13 protein-coding genes and 5 pseudogenes are annotated in these 15,723 nt (G+C 59.2%); 6 read left to right on the plus strand and 12 right to left on the minus strand.

Annotated features, from left to right (window positions below):
- Positions 1 to 11 precede the first annotated feature (11 nt).
- Positions 12 to 1,199 (minus strand): 2-aminoethylphosphonate--pyruvate transaminase, encoded by a 1,188-nt coding sequence (locus METH_RS21710; protein WP_024092449.1) that lies wholly within the window; start codon positions 1,197 to 1,199, stop codon positions 12 to 14.
- 133 nt (positions 1,200 to 1,332) lie between these two features.
- On the opposite strand from METH_RS21710, the gene METH_RS21715 reads away from it, so the two are divergent.
- Entirely contained in the window at positions 1,333 to 2,181 is an 849-nt protein-coding gene (locus METH_RS21715; protein WP_024092450.1) for a LysR substrate-binding domain-containing protein, read from the plus strand.
- A 379-nt stretch (positions 2,182 to 2,560) separates the two neighbouring features.
- Here the strand turns inward: METH_RS21715 and METH_RS21720 are convergent, their stop codons facing one another.
- From METH_RS21720 to METH_RS21745, 7 genes and pseudogenes are all read right to left on the minus strand, one after another.
- Entirely contained in the window at positions 2,561 to 3,316 is a 756-nt protein-coding gene (locus METH_RS21720) for a sulfite exporter TauE/SafE family protein (RefSeq protein ID WP_044008873.1), read from the minus strand.
- Positions 3,317 to 3,340: 24 nt separating this feature from the next.
- Complete coding sequence (locus tag METH_RS21725) at positions 3,341 to 3,592, minus strand: hypothetical protein (protein WP_024092452.1); 252 nt, start codon at positions 3,590 to 3,592, stop codon at positions 3,341 to 3,343.
- Between the two features lie 85 nt (positions 3,593 to 3,677).
- Entirely contained in the window at positions 3,678 to 3,887 is a 210-nt protein-coding gene (locus METH_RS25505; RefSeq protein WP_024092453.1) for a transposase, read from the minus strand.
- Between the two features lie 23 nt (positions 3,888 to 3,910).
- A complete protein-coding gene (locus tag METH_RS22880) occupies positions 3,911 to 4,201 on the minus strand; it encodes a transposase (RefSeq protein ID WP_024092454.1) in 291 nt (96 codons plus the stop codon).
- Between the two features lie 56 nt (positions 4,202 to 4,257).
- The gene (locus tag METH_RS21735; protein WP_024092455.1) at positions 4,258 to 5,136 is read right to left on the minus strand and encodes a ribose-phosphate diphosphokinase; all 879 of its coding nucleotides are present in this window, start codon (positions 5,134 to 5,136) and stop codon (positions 4,258 to 4,260) included.
- Positions 5,133 to 6,641: a thymidine phosphorylase family protein gene (locus METH_RS21740; protein ID WP_024092456.1), complete on the minus strand. Its 1,509-nt coding sequence runs from the start codon at positions 6,639 to 6,641 to the stop codon at positions 5,133 to 5,135. The genes METH_RS21735 and METH_RS21740 overlap by 4 nt, the downstream gene beginning before the upstream one ends.
- 646 nt (positions 6,642 to 7,287) lie before the next feature.
- A pseudogene (locus tag METH_RS21745) lies at positions 7,288 to 8,316 on the minus strand (IS110 family RNA-guided transposase).
- 161 nt (positions 8,317 to 8,477) lie between these two features.
- On the opposite strand from METH_RS21745, the pseudogene METH_RS23635 reads away from it, so the two are divergent.
- The 5 genes and pseudogenes from METH_RS23635 (at position 8,478) to METH_RS21770 (ending at position 12,590) form a co-directional block, all read left to right on the plus strand.
- A pseudogene (locus tag METH_RS23635) lies at positions 8,478 to 9,875 on the plus strand (ISNCY family transposase).
- Positions 9,876 to 9,879: 4 nt separating this feature from the next.
- Positions 9,880 to 10,152: a hypothetical protein gene (locus tag METH_RS21760; RefSeq protein WP_024092462.1), complete on the plus strand. Its 273-nt coding sequence runs from the start codon at positions 9,880 to 9,882 to the stop codon at positions 10,150 to 10,152.
- A gap of 207 nt (positions 10,153 to 10,359) precedes the next feature.
- Positions 10,360 to 10,609, plus strand: a pseudogene (locus tag METH_RS23640) (helix-turn-helix domain-containing protein); the annotation flags it as partial.
- Positions 10,601 to 10,810 (plus strand): annotated as a pseudogene (locus METH_RS23645) (integrase core domain-containing protein); the annotation flags it as partial. The pseudogenes METH_RS23640 and METH_RS23645, both read left to right, overlap by 9 nt.
- A 208-nt stretch (positions 10,811 to 11,018) precedes the next feature.
- Positions 11,019 to 12,590: a GMC family oxidoreductase gene (locus tag METH_RS21770; protein WP_024092465.1), complete on the plus strand. Its 1,572-nt coding sequence runs from the start codon at positions 11,019 to 11,021 to the stop codon at positions 12,588 to 12,590.
- 368 nt (positions 12,591 to 12,958) lie between these two features.
- Here METH_RS21770 and METH_RS23650 read toward each other — a convergent pair.
- The 4 genes and pseudogenes from METH_RS23650 to METH_RS21790 form a co-directional block, all read right to left on the minus strand.
- Positions 12,959 to 13,489 (minus strand): annotated as a pseudogene (locus METH_RS23650) (transposase); the annotation flags it as partial.
- A 23-nt stretch (positions 13,490 to 13,512) separates the two neighbouring features.
- Positions 13,513 to 13,827: a hypothetical protein gene (locus METH_RS21780; RefSeq protein ID WP_024092468.1), complete on the minus strand. Its 315-nt coding sequence runs from the start codon at positions 13,825 to 13,827 to the stop codon at positions 13,513 to 13,515.
- A complete protein-coding gene (locus METH_RS21785; RefSeq protein ID WP_024092469.1) occupies positions 13,824 to 14,939 on the minus strand; it encodes a class II histone deacetylase in 1,116 nt (371 codons plus the stop codon). Before METH_RS21785 ends, METH_RS21780 begins: the two co-directional genes overlap by 4 nt.
- A gap of 56 nt (positions 14,940 to 14,995) precedes the next feature.
- Complete coding sequence (locus tag METH_RS21790; protein WP_024092470.1) at positions 14,996 to 15,688, minus strand: hypothetical protein; 693 nt, start codon at positions 15,686 to 15,688, stop codon at positions 14,996 to 14,998.
- Between the last annotated feature and the right edge of the window lie 35 nt (positions 15,689 to 15,723).

Here is a 15,723-nt window from a genome sequence, read left to right on the forward strand (position 1 = left end):
CCTTGTGAGTGCTATGCTGCGAGTTTCTTGCGTTCGTCGAGCGCGGCCTGCGGCGGGGCCGCTGTTGCTACGCCCATTTCATCGAGGGTCTGGTTTGCGGCCGTTACAACCTGACGCATCACATCCTCATCCATCTGGCCGATACAGCCGACCCGAAAACTGTCCACGACGGTCAGCTTTCCGGGATAGATGATGAAGCCCTTGTCCTTCATGCTTTCGTAAAAGCGCGAGAATTCAAATTTCGGGTCTGCCGGGCAAAAGAAGGTCACGATGATCGGACTCAGCCAGCGGTCTGCCAGCAGGGTCTCGAACCCGATTCCGCGCATTCCTTCGACCAGCACGTCGCGGTTGCGAGTATAGCGCGCGCCACGTCCGGCGACGCCGCCTTCTTCGTGATGGGCGTCAAGCGCCTTGAGAAAGGCCGCGACCACATGGGTGGGCGGGGTGAACCGCCATTGGCCGGTCTTCTCCATCGTCGCCCATTGCGCATGCACGTCCAGAGAGAGCGAATGACTGTTGGCTTTGGCGGCCTCGATCTCGTCCTTGCGGGCAATCACGAAGCCAAAACCTGGTACGCCCTCGATGCATTTGTTGGCCGAGCTGACCATGGCCGTGTATTTGACGCGCGACGCATCCAGCGGCACGGCACCAAAGGCAGACATGCTGTCGACCAGAACCTTGCGCCCTGCGGCATGCGCGGCCCCGGCCAGCTCTTCAACCGGGTTCAGAATGCCGGAGCTTGTTTCGCAGTGGATTATCAGCACATGGGTGATGTCCTGATCCTGCTCAAGAATCGCGGTGACTTCATCGCCGCGCGGCGGCAGGTAATCGCCCTTGTTAATCAAATGAAAGTCGCGGCCGATGCACTCCATCGTCTGGGCGGCCCGCAGACCATAGGCACCATTCGCCAACACCAGCACCTTGCCGTCTTTCGGAACGAAAGAACCCAGCATCGCCTCGACGCAGTAGGACCCGGAGCCCTGGATCGGCACGCAGTCGTATTCCGCCCGTTCCTCGCCCAGCAGCGCCAGCAACTGACTGCGCATCTTGCGGGTCATCGCCCGGAAATCGTCGTCCCAGCTGCCCCAGTCGCGCAGCATGGCTTCCTTGACCTCATATGACGTTGTCAAAGGCCCCGGCGTGAGCAAATATGGCTCGCCAAGTTTGGGTGAATTCATCTTCGCCGTGTCGGTACCCATGACAGCTTCCTTGATCTGACAATGTTTTCACAAGGTCTATGCCCAGAGAATGTATTTGAAAAATTGTTATTAGCGATGATACCACAGGCTGAGCCTATATGTGCAGGCTGCGCAAGAATGGAGAGGACAGCGAGTGAATTATAGTCAGATCAGGGCGTTCCATTATGTCGCAGTGACCGGCGGCTTTTCCCGCGCGGCCGAACGCCTGGCGCTCACCCAGCCTGCGGTATCGGAACAGGTGCGCAAGCTCGAGAGCGATCACGACGTTCTATTGTTCAACCGTGAGCGCAAGCAGATCACCCTGACGCCGCTGGCAGAACAGCTCTTGTTGACGACAAAACAGCTCTTCGAGGTTGAAGAACGCATAGATGACCTGCTGTCAGAGCGCCGTGCCGCGCTTAAGGGTCACTTAAGGATCATGGTCGACAGTGCATTTCACCTCACCGACCGTCTGGTCCGGTTTCGCAGCAGATATCCGGAGGTCTCAATCTCGGTACTGACCGGAAACAGCGAAGATGTGGTGGAAAGCCTGAGGAACTATGACGCCGAAATCGGAGTCGTGGGCAGTCAAGATCCCGGCTCCGACATGTATGTCGAAAGCCTGGGTAGCTCGGCTATCGTGGCTGTGGCGGCCAAGGCGTTTCTGAGCCGCCGCATTGATCGAATCCACCTCGCCGATCTGAAGAAATACCCGCTGATCCTGCGCGAAAAAGGCTCGAAAACCCGTCAGAAGCTGGAAAAGGAAGCCCTAAGAAACGGTGTCACCCTCGTGCCGGCGGTGGTCGCTGAAGGGCGCGAGGCGATGCTTGAGATCGTTGCGTCGGGGCTCGGCATTGGTTTCGTTTCCGACGCTGAATTCGGCAGCGACCCAAGGCTGATCAAGATCGCTCTGGACGGTTCTGATTTGTCGATGTCGGAAACGCTGATACACCTGAAGCAGCGAAAGAACCTGCGGATCATCAGGACCTTTATGAATTGTTGAATCCTGTACGAAGCGGCGGGGGATCATGCCGTTGAGCTACTTCCCAATCGTTGGAAAGGATCTGGCGTAATTTAAGCTGCTCGTTGCACCTGCTGATCGGGTTGGTTGATATTATCTCTGCCAGCAGACCACGGCCGGGGGTTTTCCGCCAAAAGCGGAATGCGGGCGGCTATGTTGCATACAGGCTGAAGTGGAATTCATCATGTGAATCCAGCATGGTAAGCAGACGCCGCCCAACCCCGGCGGCTTCCTCTTTGACAGGTATTCCAACGCGGGCCGGGTTACATTCGAACGCCACTGATGCACCGCGGCCCGCATCGAAAAACCTTGGACTTTGCTGACATTCATGGCAGCCGTCCCAAGGTCTGCTTTCTTCAGTTCAACGCAGAAAGAACACTGCCGCCATTATAAGGCCGATGGCCGTCACGAAGTGCCGCAGGAGATCGGTTCTGACGATGCGGCGGCTCACGATTGCGCCAAGATATCCGCCAACGGTTGCGCTGATGGCCATAACGAACGCAGGTTCCCACGCGATCAATCCAGCAGCGATGAAGGTGATGGCTGATACCAGCGAGACCACGGCTGACAACACGTTCTTGAGGCCATTCATCCCATGCAGGTTGCTGTAACCGATGAATCCAAATGTCGCGAGCAGCATGATACCGAGCCCCCCATTGAAATAGCCGCCATAGATCGAAACCGCCAGAATAGCTGCGACGGATACCCCAATCCCGGCGCTGCCCGCGCCACGTTTCTGTATTGCACGCAGCAATGCGGGTCCGAAGGCGAACATCACAGTCGCAAGCAACAGTAGCCATGGCACAACCCACAGGAACGTATCGCCGGGGGTGATGATGAGAAGAAGCGCACCCAATACAGAGCCGGCAATCCCGACACCGGCAATGGCCCAAAGCGCCAAGACGCCCTCGCGCTGCATGTCGTGCCGGAAACCCCATGCACTGCTGATATATCCCGGCAAGGCGGTCAGCGTCGCCGTGGCATTGGCGCTGACCGGGGGCACGCCTATGTAGATCAGTGTAGGCAGACTCAGGAAGGTCCCGCCCCCGGCTACGGCATTGAGAAGACCTGCGGCAATGCCCGCGCCAGCGAGCAGGAGAATTTCAAAGAGTGTCATGGTGGGGAAGCCGGTCTTTCGCATTCAAAGGTATTTGGTTGTGGCCCAATGCCATACAGACGCTTTGCTCGGCACGGCAAGTGCCTTTTCTTTGTAGGCACCGGCACGATGCTGGCGCACATACCACCACGCGCGCAGCCGCTGAAAAACGGTGCTACTGTCAGGGTATTGGAAACGGGTGACGCTTGCCTTTTCACGCTCAAACACCGCTTTTTTAGCCGCTTCGAGTTCCCGGAAGGCCTGCGCCTCGAATTCTTCGTCACTCAGGATCGTCACGTGAGGGATAGGCCCCGGGGTTTGCCTTCTTCGGTGGTGGAATGATTATCTCGACATTGGAACCCAGTCGCCGGATGATTCCATCCTAGACGGGACTCCCGTCATACGCTCTATCCGCAATAATCTTGGCGACCGGTCCGTCGAGCTGCCGCAGCAACCCAGCAACCGCTGATCGGTCGCCGACACGTTCGATGGTGAGGCTGGCGGCCACGATGCCTCCGCTTAGGGGGTTGAAGCCGATATGCAGCTTGCGCCACGTTTTCCTTCGTTTTCGGGCACCATGCTTCTCTTCCATCCAGCCATTTTCGCCGACAACCTTCAGTCCAGTACTGTGATCAGGGTCATTGGGCCGGGCTGGACCTGCTTTGCCGGAGTTAGCTTCAGGTGCGCGCCACGCCGGGAAAGTGTCGTGAAATCCGGAACCGGCAAGCTGAGCTTGAGCAGTTTGATGAGCGAGCGGACAAAGCCCTGCGTTTGGTGCAGCGGCAAGCCAAAGACTGCGCGAAGGGTCAGACAGACCTCGATCGCGTGATCGGAATAGGTGAACTTACCAGCATGCGCGGCAGAAGCCGCAGCATGCCAGGCTCCGGTGCCGGGTGCAGTGCGCAAAGTCAACTCAGGTGGGGTCTCAGTTTTTCTCTTCTTTCAGGTATGCCGTGCCGGTCTCAGGGCAGGCTGCACACTGCTTCAGCCAGTATTTGCGCGATGCTGATTGCGTTGCTTTCGTGGGGGATGCTGTCGGTGGTGACGATCCGGCGGGCGCCTGCGGCCAGTATTCCTGCGTGAGCTCCGGCGGCAAAGACCGCATGTATCACAACGCAGACCGGCGGGTTGCCCGGCGCCAGACGTTCGATGGTCTTGACCAATGTCCGGCCGGAGGAGGCGATGTCATCCAGAATGACCGCTGTACCTGTCTTCAATGCCGCAACGGAAGGGACGCTGACCTCTACCTCCCGGTCGCCGCTGCGATGCTTGCGGAGCACTTCGCAGGGGCAACTTGCCAGTGCAGCAACCTGGGCCACCCATTGCCGGCTTTCTTCGTCGGGGCCGATCAGGACAGGGTCGGGGATGTTCCGGGTGATCCAACCTGCAAGCGCCGGGGCGGTTACCGCCCGCCGCGCAGGAATGGTAAAAAGCGCCGCCAGATCCGGGATCCGGTGCAAGTGAGGGTCAGCCGTGACCAGCCAGTCAAAACTTTCCTCAAGGCAGGCTGCAAACAGCGGCGCGCTGACGGCCTGCCCGGCAGCAAAACGCTGGTCCTGGCGCATATAGCCGAGGTAGGGGGCAATGAGCCCGATGCTGTTTGCTCCCAATTCCCGTGCAGTGGCCGCCGCAAAGCGCAGCGGCAGCATGTGCCTGTCGGGATCCCGCAAAGTACACAGGATAGCCAGATCGCAGTCTGCAACGTCCCCGCTCAGAGTAATCAGGCTTTCGCCGTCGGGGAAATGCCGCCAGGCCACCGGAACGATCCGGGTGCCAAGAACCGGCGCAAGACGTGCCGCCATAGGCTGCATATCGGGAAACGGGGCAAGAACAGGCTTCATGACAGCTCCGTGATGCTGAAGGGCCCGGGCTGGCGCGCGGCATAGTCCTGGGCATAGGCCAATTCCCCCGGTGTTTCAGAGTGGATTTCAAACAAAGGGCCGCCGCGCTGCACCCGGTCACCGGGACGGGCCAGCAGCAGAACCCCCGCACGGGCACGCTGCGGCGCACCGGCGAGCTTAGCGATCCGGGCGATCAGGCGATTGTCGATAGCGGTCACCGTTCCGCTGTCCGCGGCGGTCACCTGTGTCCGGTGCGCGGCAGTTTCCGGTTCTCTGAACCCGCCCTGCGCTTCGCAAATCGCCATGAAGCGCTGTTCGGCCGCACCGCTGTCCAGCAGTTGGGCGGCCGTCTCGGGACCGGTTCCGGCTGCACCGCCCAGCTCAAGCAGGAGACCGGCAAGGGTCAGTGCCCGTTCGCGCAGGTCCGCCGGGGCATCCGGGTCACGGCGCAGAACTTTCAGCACATCGGCCGCTTCCAGTGCCGGGCCAATGCCCCGTCCCACCGGCCGGCTGCCGTCGCTAATGTGGATCTTCAACTCCAATCCGACTGCTGCGGCGACGGCGTTCAGACGTGCCGACAAGGCAGCCGCAGCAGCAGAAGAACGGACCTTGGCGGTCGTCCCTACAGGGATGTCTATTATCACCCTGTCGGCACCGGCCGCTGCCTTTTTTGACAATACGCTGGCCGCAATCAGGCCGTCGCTGTCAAAGTCCAGGGGCCGTTCGATGCGGATCAAGGCGTCATCCGCTGGGCTAAGCCGCAGACCGCCTCCCCAGACAACGCAGCCGCCCTGTGTCTCGACCACCCGGCGCATTGCCGTTAGATCCAGTTCCACCGGTGCCATGACTTCCATGACATCTGCGGTTCCAGCGGGGGAGGTTATGGCCCGGCTGGAGGTTTTCGGGATGATGTGCCCGGCTGCTGCAACAACCGCTACCACAATCGGTGTGGTCCGGTTGCCCGGCAACCCGCCGACGCAGTGTTTGTCCAGAACCAGGTCCTTGCCCCAATTCAGGCTCTTGCCTGCCGCCTGCATGGCGCGTGTCAGGGCAATGGTTTCTTCGAAGTCCAGCCGGTCGCCGGAACAGGCGGTTACAAAGGCGGCAAGGTCCAGGTCCGAAAGCCTGCGGGCCAGCGCATCGCCGATTATGGTGTTGAACTGTGCTTGCGCAAGGCGTTCGCCATAGACCTTGGCACGAATGAAAGACGCGGCTGCGGGCGGTTCCGGGTGCGACAGCCGGCCCAATGCGCCGGGGCCGGGCTGCAGGGCCTGCCACGCAGCGTCCGACAGCGCCGCGGCATCGGGCGGCAGCCAGCAGCCGCCAGTCACCACATTCAGCGTCGCGATAACCCATTTGCGGCCGCAGTCGATGCGCACCCGCGTGAGAGCCCGGAACCCTTCGGCCTGGCAGACGTGGCAATCGGCATGCATATAGACTACTGGGTGGCTGTAGGTGTCTATCCCGGCTGGCATCAGCCGCAGGCTGTGACTGCTGGTATTCATCGTATGTGCTCCAGCCAGATGATGTCCGAATGCTGAGGGATCAGCAGCACATTACCGATATCGCGGAGGCGCACCGGACAGGACCTGCGGTTGTGCAGTCCAGCAGCTTGGATCCCTGAGACAATCTGCCACCGACCAAAACCCGCAGCGGCCCGGCCCCTATCAGAGACGGAGAGCCAGTGGCGGTAACTACAGTCCCAAGAAACCCCAGGTGTGTTTGACCCATGAAGCATTCCGGATACGAACTAGTGGGCGGCAGCACGATCGCAAGGCCTGCCGTATTGACCGGCGGGTAATTTCAGAGGCGGTCTATGAAACATTTTCCGACAAATTGTACATAATACATCTTATACATTTTATCGTTGTGGTCGCAAAGCTTGTGTGGTTGCCGCCTGCTTTGCAAGGAGAACATTGACCTTTTGAGCCAGTGATCGAGTGCGTACTTGTGTAAGGCCTTCTTGTGCGGCCTCTCAAGCGCCGCTGGCCGATATGGAGAACCGCGGGTCAGCTCCAAATCTAAACTTCGGACTGTTGCGTCCTTAACTTTGCGCTGGTTTCGCTCACCCTGATCTGGTCGATCAACTTGCCCATCGGGGCTTTGCCTTCCTCACATTCCTTTGTTCTCGTTTACCTTTCGTATTTTCCCTCACGCGGTCTCTGCGGCCGGTTCCCGATAAGCCTCCTGCTTCGTTGTCATCGCCCAGACTGCGCGCGCCATTTTGTTGGCCAATGCAATTGCCACGACCATGCGCGGTTTGCGTTTGAGCATGGCGTTGAGCCAACCATTTTTGAAGTCGTGGCCGCGAGAGGCCCAGTTGATCACCGACATCGCCCCAATGATCAGAAGCCGTCGGATGTCCAGCTGACCCATCTTCGACGTTCGGCCCAGGCGTTGTTTTCCTCCTGTCGAGTTTTGTCTCGGAACCAGCCCCAGCCAGGCTGCAAAGTCTCGTCCCCGACCGAATGTATCCATAGGCGGTGCAAAGGTTTCGATGGCCGCCGCTGTGATCGGTCCTAGCCCCGGCATCGTTTGCAGCCGTCTTGATGTCTCTTGCTGGCTGGATTTGGCGTTGATCTGTTTCATCGTTTCGTCAATTCGGCGTGTTTTGTCGGAGATCTGGCAGAGCAGATCACGACAAATATCTCGGACTTCCTGAGGTAAGGGTGCGCCCACATCCTCCACGATTTCGGCCACCTTTCGAAGATGGCGCGGTCCTTTCGGAATGACGTGCCCGAATTCGTACTAATACGATCTGATCGCGTTGATGAGCTCGGTCCGTTGCTTCACCAGCTTTTCCCGGTAGCGGAAAAGAACAGCGTTCGCCTGCTGACCTTCTGATTTATGTACAACAAAACGCATCGAGGGACGCTGTGCGGCTTCAACGATTGCCTCGGCATCCGCTGCGTCGTTCTTTTGACGCTTGACGAAGGGTTTCACATAGAGCGGCGAGATCAGCTTGGTCCGGTGACCCAGTAATTCCAGTTCACGCGCCCAGTAATGCGCACCACCGCAAGCCTCCATGACCACAAGCGATGCCGGATGATCGGCCATGAAGCGATGGAATTGCCCCCGCGTGAGCTTCTTTCGGAAAATAACAGCCCCGTCCGCAGCCGCGCCGTGCAGCTGGAATACGTTCTTTGCTAGATCAACGCCGATGATGATATCTTCCGTCATGGTTGCCGTCCTTTCCATTTGAATGTGTTGTTCACACTCTCATTCATGGCACATCGCGATGCCGTTCGGGGAATTGGCGGCAACCACCCCATCTAAAATGCCACCCATGAGCAATTCAGAAGTGTCACTCTTCCCTCAAAACAAGACGAGGATGAGCGGACATGGGATGGGTGATGATGAGCGAGCGCGAGCTGAATCGTGTGGAAATTCTGGCGCAGGTCGATGATGGCCGGCTGACGGTAGACAACGCGGCGAACCTGTTGGATCTGACGCGGCGCCAGGTATTTAGGCTGCTGAAGCGATACCGTCAGGACGGTGCCGTTGCGATCCGGCACAAGGCGCGCGGCAAGCCTCCGAACAATCGGATTCACAGGGCCAAGCGCGAGTATGCACTGAGCCTGATCAAAGAGAACTATCCGGATTTTAGGCCGACACTGGCCGCTGAGATGCTGGCCGAGCATCACGGGTTCAAAGTCTCACGCGAGACGTTGCGCAAATGCCCTCTCGTGCATTCTGCGGATGCACTGCCGGGTGGCAGATGGCCGAGGACGGTCTTTGGCTTTCGCGCAAGCAGCGGCGCCAGTTCCATTAGCCGCGCCTGCGCCGGGAATGCTTTGGCGAGCTGATCCAGATCGACGGCTCGGATCACCGTTGGTTTGAGGATCGCGCGCCGCCCTGCACTCTTCTTGTGTTCATTGACGACGCGACAAGCACCTTGATGGAACTGCGGTTTGTGAAGTCAGAGAGCACCTTCAGCTATTTCGAGGCGCTCGAGAGTTATCTGCACAAACACGGACGCCCGGTTGCCTTCTACAGTGACAAACACACGGTGTTTCGCGTGGCCAAGGAAGACGCCAAGGGCGGCGCGCGGATCACCCAGTTCGGGCGCGCTCTGAGTGAGCTGAACATCGAGATTTTGTGCGCCAATTCGAGCCAGGCCAAAGGCCGTGTCGAACGCGCAAACCGGACGCTGCAAGACCGGCTGGTGAAGGAACTGCGGCTCGCTGGCATCTCGGACATGGAGGCTGGAAACGCTTTTCTGCAAGGCTTCAAGGAACGCTACAACGTCAAGTTCGCCAAAGCCTCAGCCAAATCTGACAACCTGCACCGCGCATTGAATGTCGAGCCGGATCGGCTGGCAGATGTCCTGTGCTGGCGCGAGAACCGCTATGTCGGCATAGCAACTGACGTTTTCCTATGACCGCAAGCGGATCATGCTCGAGGAAAGCGAGATCACACGCGGCCTGGTCGGCAAATATGTAGACACCTACGCCTTCGTGGATGGCCGGTTTGAGGTGCGCTGGAAAGGCCGCTCCCTGCCCTACAAAATCTTCGACATGGATCAGCGCGTGACCCATGCGGCTATCACCGGCAACAAACGCCTGAGCGCTGTCCTCGAGCACATCAAAGAGATGCAGGATGCCGCCCCGCCCAAGCCCAAGGTGCGGACGAACTCAGAGAAGATGGGTTACAAGCCGAATGGCCGGAGACCAGGCCGGCCGTCAGGGTCGCGGGCCAAGAAGAAGATTGTGCTCGCGGCTGAACAGGCCCAAGAATGAAGGCATGACTGCCGACGACGACCCAGAGATCATCTTCTCCGACTACACGCAATCCGTCGTCATCGACGGGCATCATTTCGATGTTGAGATCTACCGAACCAGCATCGATCCCGGCTGGATCCTGTCCGTGGAGAACCAGTTCGGCACGTTGACGGTTTCCGATAACCCGCCCTTCTTCGGTGATGGCCTCGCCTGGCGCGCCTTCGAAGAGATCCTGCACGAAGAAGGCATCAAAGCATTCTACAATAAGAAAGAACGGCGAAAGCTCGGTCTATGACCTGAACCTCGCAAGGCTTTACAGCCCTCCGATATTTGGGGTCTGCGGGCTGCAAAGCCTTGCTCCCGTCACGCCCCTAGGTGACGTTTCTGCTTTGCGCAGCCGGTAACATTTCTGGATGGTTGCAACAAGCGCGTGTACGCGGGTGGATTCACATCCGAAGTGCAAATTCTGTATCAAAACAGATGTTTGCATGGAGGCTATTGAATGGGACGCAGCTACCCTCACCTGAGTTTGGAAGAACGCCGGAAGATTGCCAAGTGGCTTGAAGCCAAAATGCCGGTGCCTGAGATCGCAGACCGGCTGGGCCGCGCAGCGTCGACGATTTATCGCGAACTGAAGCGCAATTTCTTTCACGACAAGGAACTGCCAGAGCTGAACGGATACTATGCTGTGAATGCTCAGGATATGTACGAACGCCGCCACGCCGTCCATCGCAAGCTGATCGTTCATCCAGCCCGGCAAGCCCCAGCAGAACGCCTATGTCGGGCGCTACAACCGCACGGTCCGGCACGAATGGCTGGACCTCTACATTTTCGAAAGCATCGGCGAGGTGCAGCAGATTGCCACCGAATGGCTGTGGTCCTACAACAATGAACGCCCGAATATGGGCAACGGCGGGATGACCCCCGCCCAGAAACTGAGAATGGCCGCGTAAACTCTACGACCAAGCCCTCGCAAAATGGGGGGATTACCCGGGGTCACGTCAGATTTTCTAATTAGTACACGCTTTGTACTAAAAGAGCTCCAAAACCTACACTAGAGGAATTGTTTATGTGCTCCAAACATTGTGTGAAATCCATGAGTGACGGTTTTGGACGTATTCAACCGGCACTCGATTTTGAAGGTAGATCAAAGGGGGAAATATGGACCGGTTTGATTTCATCATTTGCGGGGCTGGCACCGCTGGGTGCATTTTGGCTAATCGACTTTCCGCCGATCCGGAGATCAAGGTTCTATTGCTTGAGGCCGGACAGGTCATGAAAGCCCCGAAGTTGGATGCCTACGGCGCATCTGTCGATCATTGGGACTCACCGCTTGATTGGGCATTCAGGTCGGAACCGCAACGACACCTCAATAATCGACGCATCTTGCTGAACCGAGGTAAGGGGCTGGGTGGGTCCAGCGGAATCAATTGGGGCATGTATGTGCGGGGCAATCGCGGAGACTTCGACCATTGGGCGCAGCTGGGAAACCGGGGGTGGTCCTATGACGAAATTTTGCCTTCTATGATCAAGTCCGAAGCCAGCCGTGTGATTGAGGACGGATATCACGGGACCAGTGGCGAAATCTCTGTTGAACTCCCACGCAACCGCCACCCCCTTCAGGAGATGTGTTTCGAAGCCTATGAGGACCTCGGCGTACCAAGAAACCCCGACTACAATGGCGCAAACCAGGAGGGGTGTTTCTACTATCAGTTCACCACCAATCACGGTCGGCGTGTGAGTGCAGCCGATGCCTTTTTGAACCCGATCGAAGACAGGCCAAATCTAACGGTCGTTACCGGTGCGCATCTTTCCGGCGTGATGTTCGTCGGGACACGTGCCACTGGCGTGACTTTCGTCAAGGGACGCGATTCCCAAGCAGTTTCAGCTGGCGAGGTCATTCTTTCAATGGGGGCGATCGGATCACCTCACCTGCTGATGCTCTCAGGCATAGGCCCGGCAAATCATTTGTCAGAGCACGACATTCCTTGTCGTCACGACCTTGCAGGTGTCGGTCAAAACCTGCTGGATCATTTGGGTGGCCCCCGCATCGGCTTCACACTGCGCGAACCCGAGAAATTTGGGTTCCCGATAGCGGGAGAGGCGGCCAGCCTAAAGGAATTCAACGCGACAGGCACCGGCCCGCTTGCCACAACCGGCGTGGACGCAGGGGCATTTGTCAGGCTGAGGGACAGTGATGAATACCCAAGCGCGCAGTCCATTTGTAACGTTTCCAACACACATCTGGATCGGAGAATAGATATGCCACCTCGCTTGTCTTTCGGCGGTTATATCTGCCGGACGGTGTCAAAAGGCACGGTGAGGCTTGCCTCCGCCAGCCCATTTGACCGCCCACTGGTTGATCCGAACTACCTGTCGGACCCGATGGACCTGGAAACCCATGTAGCATTTCTGAAATTTCAACGCCGCATGATCGAACACCCAATTTTTGCTCCGGTCCGAGGCGAGGTTTACGGACCCAAGATGGATCGAGAAAACATCATCAAGGCGACTCGCGAGGGGGCCAGTACAACGTGGCATCAGACCTCTACCTGCAGGATGGGCGTTGACCCTTTAGCTGTCGTAGGGCCGGATTTGACTGTTCGTGGATTGGAGAACTTGCGTGTAATCGATGCTTCGGTGTTCCCGACAATGACGAGTGGAAACACCAATGCTCCAACCATGATGGTTGCAGAAAAGGGCGCGGCCCTAATCTTGCAAAAATCCTTCTAGCAGCTGTACCGTTCAAACGGTCTGAGCGGCCCATTTCCGGCGAGATTTGCAGAGTGCAGTAACGTTTGCCATTAGCTTGCGGGCGACGGTAATAATGATGACTTTGTGCGGTTTTCCAGCCTTCCGCAGCCGGTCTGCAAAGGGTGAAGTGGCCTTAGGGTCAGATGGGGTATTCGGCTTGCGCCCCACTTCCAGCCTCGGTCTCCGGTAGGTGCTGCGTCTCGAGCTGATGATAATACGTGGTCTGTGTGAAGCAGCCACAAGCATCAAGGAAGGAGACGCAGCATGAAGCATTATGCCGGATTGTGTGAAACGGCATGCGAAATTGGCTCTGACTCAATTTTGGTGCAACTTCGGCCCCTCTCAGATCAGGGCGCTTGAACGAGCCGCGCTTTGAGCAGGTCGATGTTCGCCCTTCCATACATCTGGCGTTTGAGTGTCTTGAGGCGGTTAATCTGCCCTTCGGTCTGCCCGTTCGACCAAGGCTCCCTCAGCGCTGCGGCGACCGCGGCTTGATCGCGCCGGAGCCCACGAGCGAAGGCACCGAGCAGCCCGTCCTCCGCTTCATTCAGCCATTCTTCCAGCGCCTCTTCGCGAGCATTGCGTACCATGTCCGTAAACCGGTCGGTCAGCCTTCGGGCTGTGGCGAGAGCTGGCAACGAAGCTTCGATCCTTGCGACCTGGATGGCATCCGCCTGGCACAGATGATCCCGGCCCAAGGTCAGGAGGCGGGCAATCTTGAGCGCGGGCGGCGATTTTTCTGTGCCCGATGGCGCTGCCCGCTCGGCACGGCGCTGGCGCGTGGCCCATTCCCCGACGACACGGAGGCTGCCCTGGAAACCATCGGCCCGCAGCCGGCGCCAGAGTTCGGCGCCGTTCCGGCAGCCGCCCGCCCATTCCCGTAGAAGAAAAAACTGGCGGGCTAAGCGATCACACGAAACACTTCCCATCGTGGCGATCCAGACACTATGTGCGGCTCCAGGTCGCTGGCCCACTCTGCCTGACCCGTGGCCTCGGCGAGACGGGTCCAGGCGGTGTGAAGGGCACCAAGGTCATTAAGAGTGATCTCGACCACAACCGCAGATTCAGCCGCACCTACCGAGCCCACGACAATGCGAGCCTGATCCGGCGTCCAGTCGATCTGTGGCGCGATCTCGTCCCACCATTTGCGCATCAGCGCGAGTGCCGCGTCCTTGTGGCCGAACCGGACATCGAGGCTCCAGCGTGCAACAATCATGATTTCCTCCTGTTTTCTGAATGGCAACCGGTCAATCCGGCCTGCCGCGCGGCGGCGTCGATGGCCTGTTCCTGCGCGGGTTGCAGTTTCTGGCCCGCGATCGCGGAATACCAATCGAGCAGCGGATCCTCGACCTCGGTTCGGATGCCGGACAGTTCTTCGATGACGGCAAGGCCGCAGAACGGCACATAACTCGGTGCATATCCGCCCTCCTGACACATCACGAGCCGGCCTTGGCAATGGGTGTCTGCCAGCGCCAGCGTCGCCCTGGTCATCTCCCGGAATGTGTCTCTGTGGCACAGCATCCGCCCAAGCGGATCGCTCATCGCCGCATCAAAGCCGCACGCGACGAAGATCAGGTCGGGCATGAAGCGATCTACAGCCGGGGTCACGACCTTCTCGAACGCGGCGATATAGGCGCCATGCCCGCTTCCGGGCGGCAGGGGCAAGTTGATATTGAAGCCGTTGCCCGCGCCCACGCCGGTCTCGTCCAGTCTACCGCTGTCGACAGGATAGTAACCGTCCTGATGCAGTGAGATCGTCAACACGTCGGGGTCATCGTAGAACGCCATCTGTGTGCCGTTGCCGTGATGCACATCCCAGTCGATCACCGCGACGCGCGAGACATTGTGCATAGCGCGGGCATGATGCACAGCCAGTGCGACATTGCCGAAGATGCAGAAGCCTCGCCCGCGGTCGGGCTCGGCATGATGCCCGCAAGGCCGTACCAGAGCGTAGGCATTTTCGACTTCGCCGTTCAGCACCGCATCGGTCGCGGCAAGGCAGCCACCGGCGGCCAGCCGCGCCACCTCGTCGCCGTTGGGTCCGAAGGTTGCGGCCTCGCCGGCCTCGCCGCCCCCGGCCGCGCTCATCTCCGCGATCTTCTTCAGATAATCCGCGTCGTGGAACCGCAGCAATTCCTCATCACTCGCCGGGCGGGCCGCGATCGGGGCCAGTTGGGCAAGCAGGCCGCTGGCCTCAGTCAGCCCGCGCAGGCGGCGTTTCGCCTCGGGCCGATCGAAGGCGGGCCAGGGTTCGGCCCAGCGGTTGCTCGATGCGGGCCCGGCGTCATGCCAGGCATAGCGCTCGTCCCATAGAAATCCGGTGGTCATTTGTTTGTCCTTCCCTTGACGGCGGCGGGCGGAGCATGCCGCCCGCCGCAGGTTCTTTAACTCTCGCTCGCCGCGGGCAGCGGCGCGAACAGTTGCACATGCGACAGATTGCCGAACGAGCCGGGCGCAGAGCCGTAGGTTTCACCGTCGCCGTGCCAGGTAATCGCCAGCATCGCCAACAGCTGCGGATCGCTGGGCTGCAGGCAGGGCTCGAACGTGGCTTCAAAGGTCGCACTGCCTTTCGCATCGGCGGTGAAGCCGGATTGCGACCCGTCGCGGGCGCCGAGCGGCAGATCGAGCGCGCCGGTAAAGGGCTCCGTCGGCGGTTGGGGCACGAAGGAATACCACATTGTGTAGACGCCCTCGGGCACAAGGCCGGTGAACACGGATTCGACCGTGCCGGTACCGTCCGCGCAGGTCACGGTCGCGCTGCCGTCGGCTGCGAGCCAGTCGCCAAGCGTCATGCCGAGCGGTCGGCCCTTGAGATGCGGACCGATCGCCTCGGCATCAAACGGATTGTGCGCAACCGGCCCGGCGCCGGCAAAGATCTGGTCGCCCAACCGCGCCGCGGCCTCGTCCGGCGCCGGGCGATAGACATGCGTCGGCTCGCCCTCGCGGGCTACGAAGACATCAAGCTCGTTCAGCCCGGCCTCGATATGGTCAATGAAATCGAGCGTTATCGCCTGTTCGGCTGTTGCGGCCAGCGGGGCGGCTGCGATCAGGGTGGTGGTCAAAATGAAATGTCGCATTGTCGAAGACTCCTTTCGGATTGATTTCGGGGGCG

Source organism: Leisingera methylohalidivorans DSM 14336, assembly GCF_000511355.1.
In the GTDB taxonomy this organism is placed as follows: Bacteria; Pseudomonadota; Alphaproteobacteria; order Rhodobacterales; family Rhodobacteraceae; genus Leisingera; species Leisingera methylohalidivorans.

What these genes read in the sequence shown, in the direction of transcription:
- METH_RS21710 (WP_024092449.1), bottom strand. Translation starts at nt 1,199, where the DNA reads ATGGGTACCGACACGGCGAAGATGAATTCACCCAAACTTGGCGAGCCA.
- METH_RS21720 (WP_044008873.1), bottom strand. Translation starts at nt 3,316, where the DNA reads ATGACACTCTTTGAAATTCTCCTGCTCGCTGGCGCGGGCATTGCCGCA.
- METH_RS25505 (WP_024092453.1), bottom strand. Translation starts at nt 3,887, where the DNA reads ATGGAAGAGAAGCATGGTGCCCGAAAACGAAGGAAAACGTGGCGCAAG.
- METH_RS21735 (WP_024092455.1), bottom strand. Translation starts at nt 5,136, where the DNA reads ATGAAGCCTGTTCTTGCCCCGTTTCCCGATATGCAGCCTATGGCGGCA.
- METH_RS21740 (WP_024092456.1), bottom strand. Translation starts at nt 6,641, where the DNA reads ATGAATACCAGCAGTCACAGCCTGCGGCTGATGCCAGCCGGGATAGAC.
- METH_RS21760 (WP_024092462.1), top strand. Translation starts at nt 9,880, where the DNA reads ATGACTGCCGACGACGACCCAGAGATCATCTTCTCCGACTACACGCAA.
- METH_RS21770 (WP_024092465.1), top strand. Translation starts at nt 11,019, where the DNA reads ATGGACCGGTTTGATTTCATCATTTGCGGGGCTGGCACCGCTGGGTGC.
- METH_RS21780 (WP_024092468.1), bottom strand. Translation starts at nt 13,827, where the DNA reads ATGATTGTTGCACGCTGGAGCCTCGATGTCCGGTTCGGCCACAAGGAC.
- METH_RS21785 (WP_024092469.1), bottom strand. Translation starts at nt 14,939, where the DNA reads ATGACCACCGGATTTCTATGGGACGAGCGCTATGCCTGGCATGACGCC.
- METH_RS21790 (WP_024092470.1), bottom strand. Translation starts at nt 15,688, where the DNA reads ATGCGACATTTCATTTTGACCACCACCCTGATCGCAGCCGCCCCGCTG.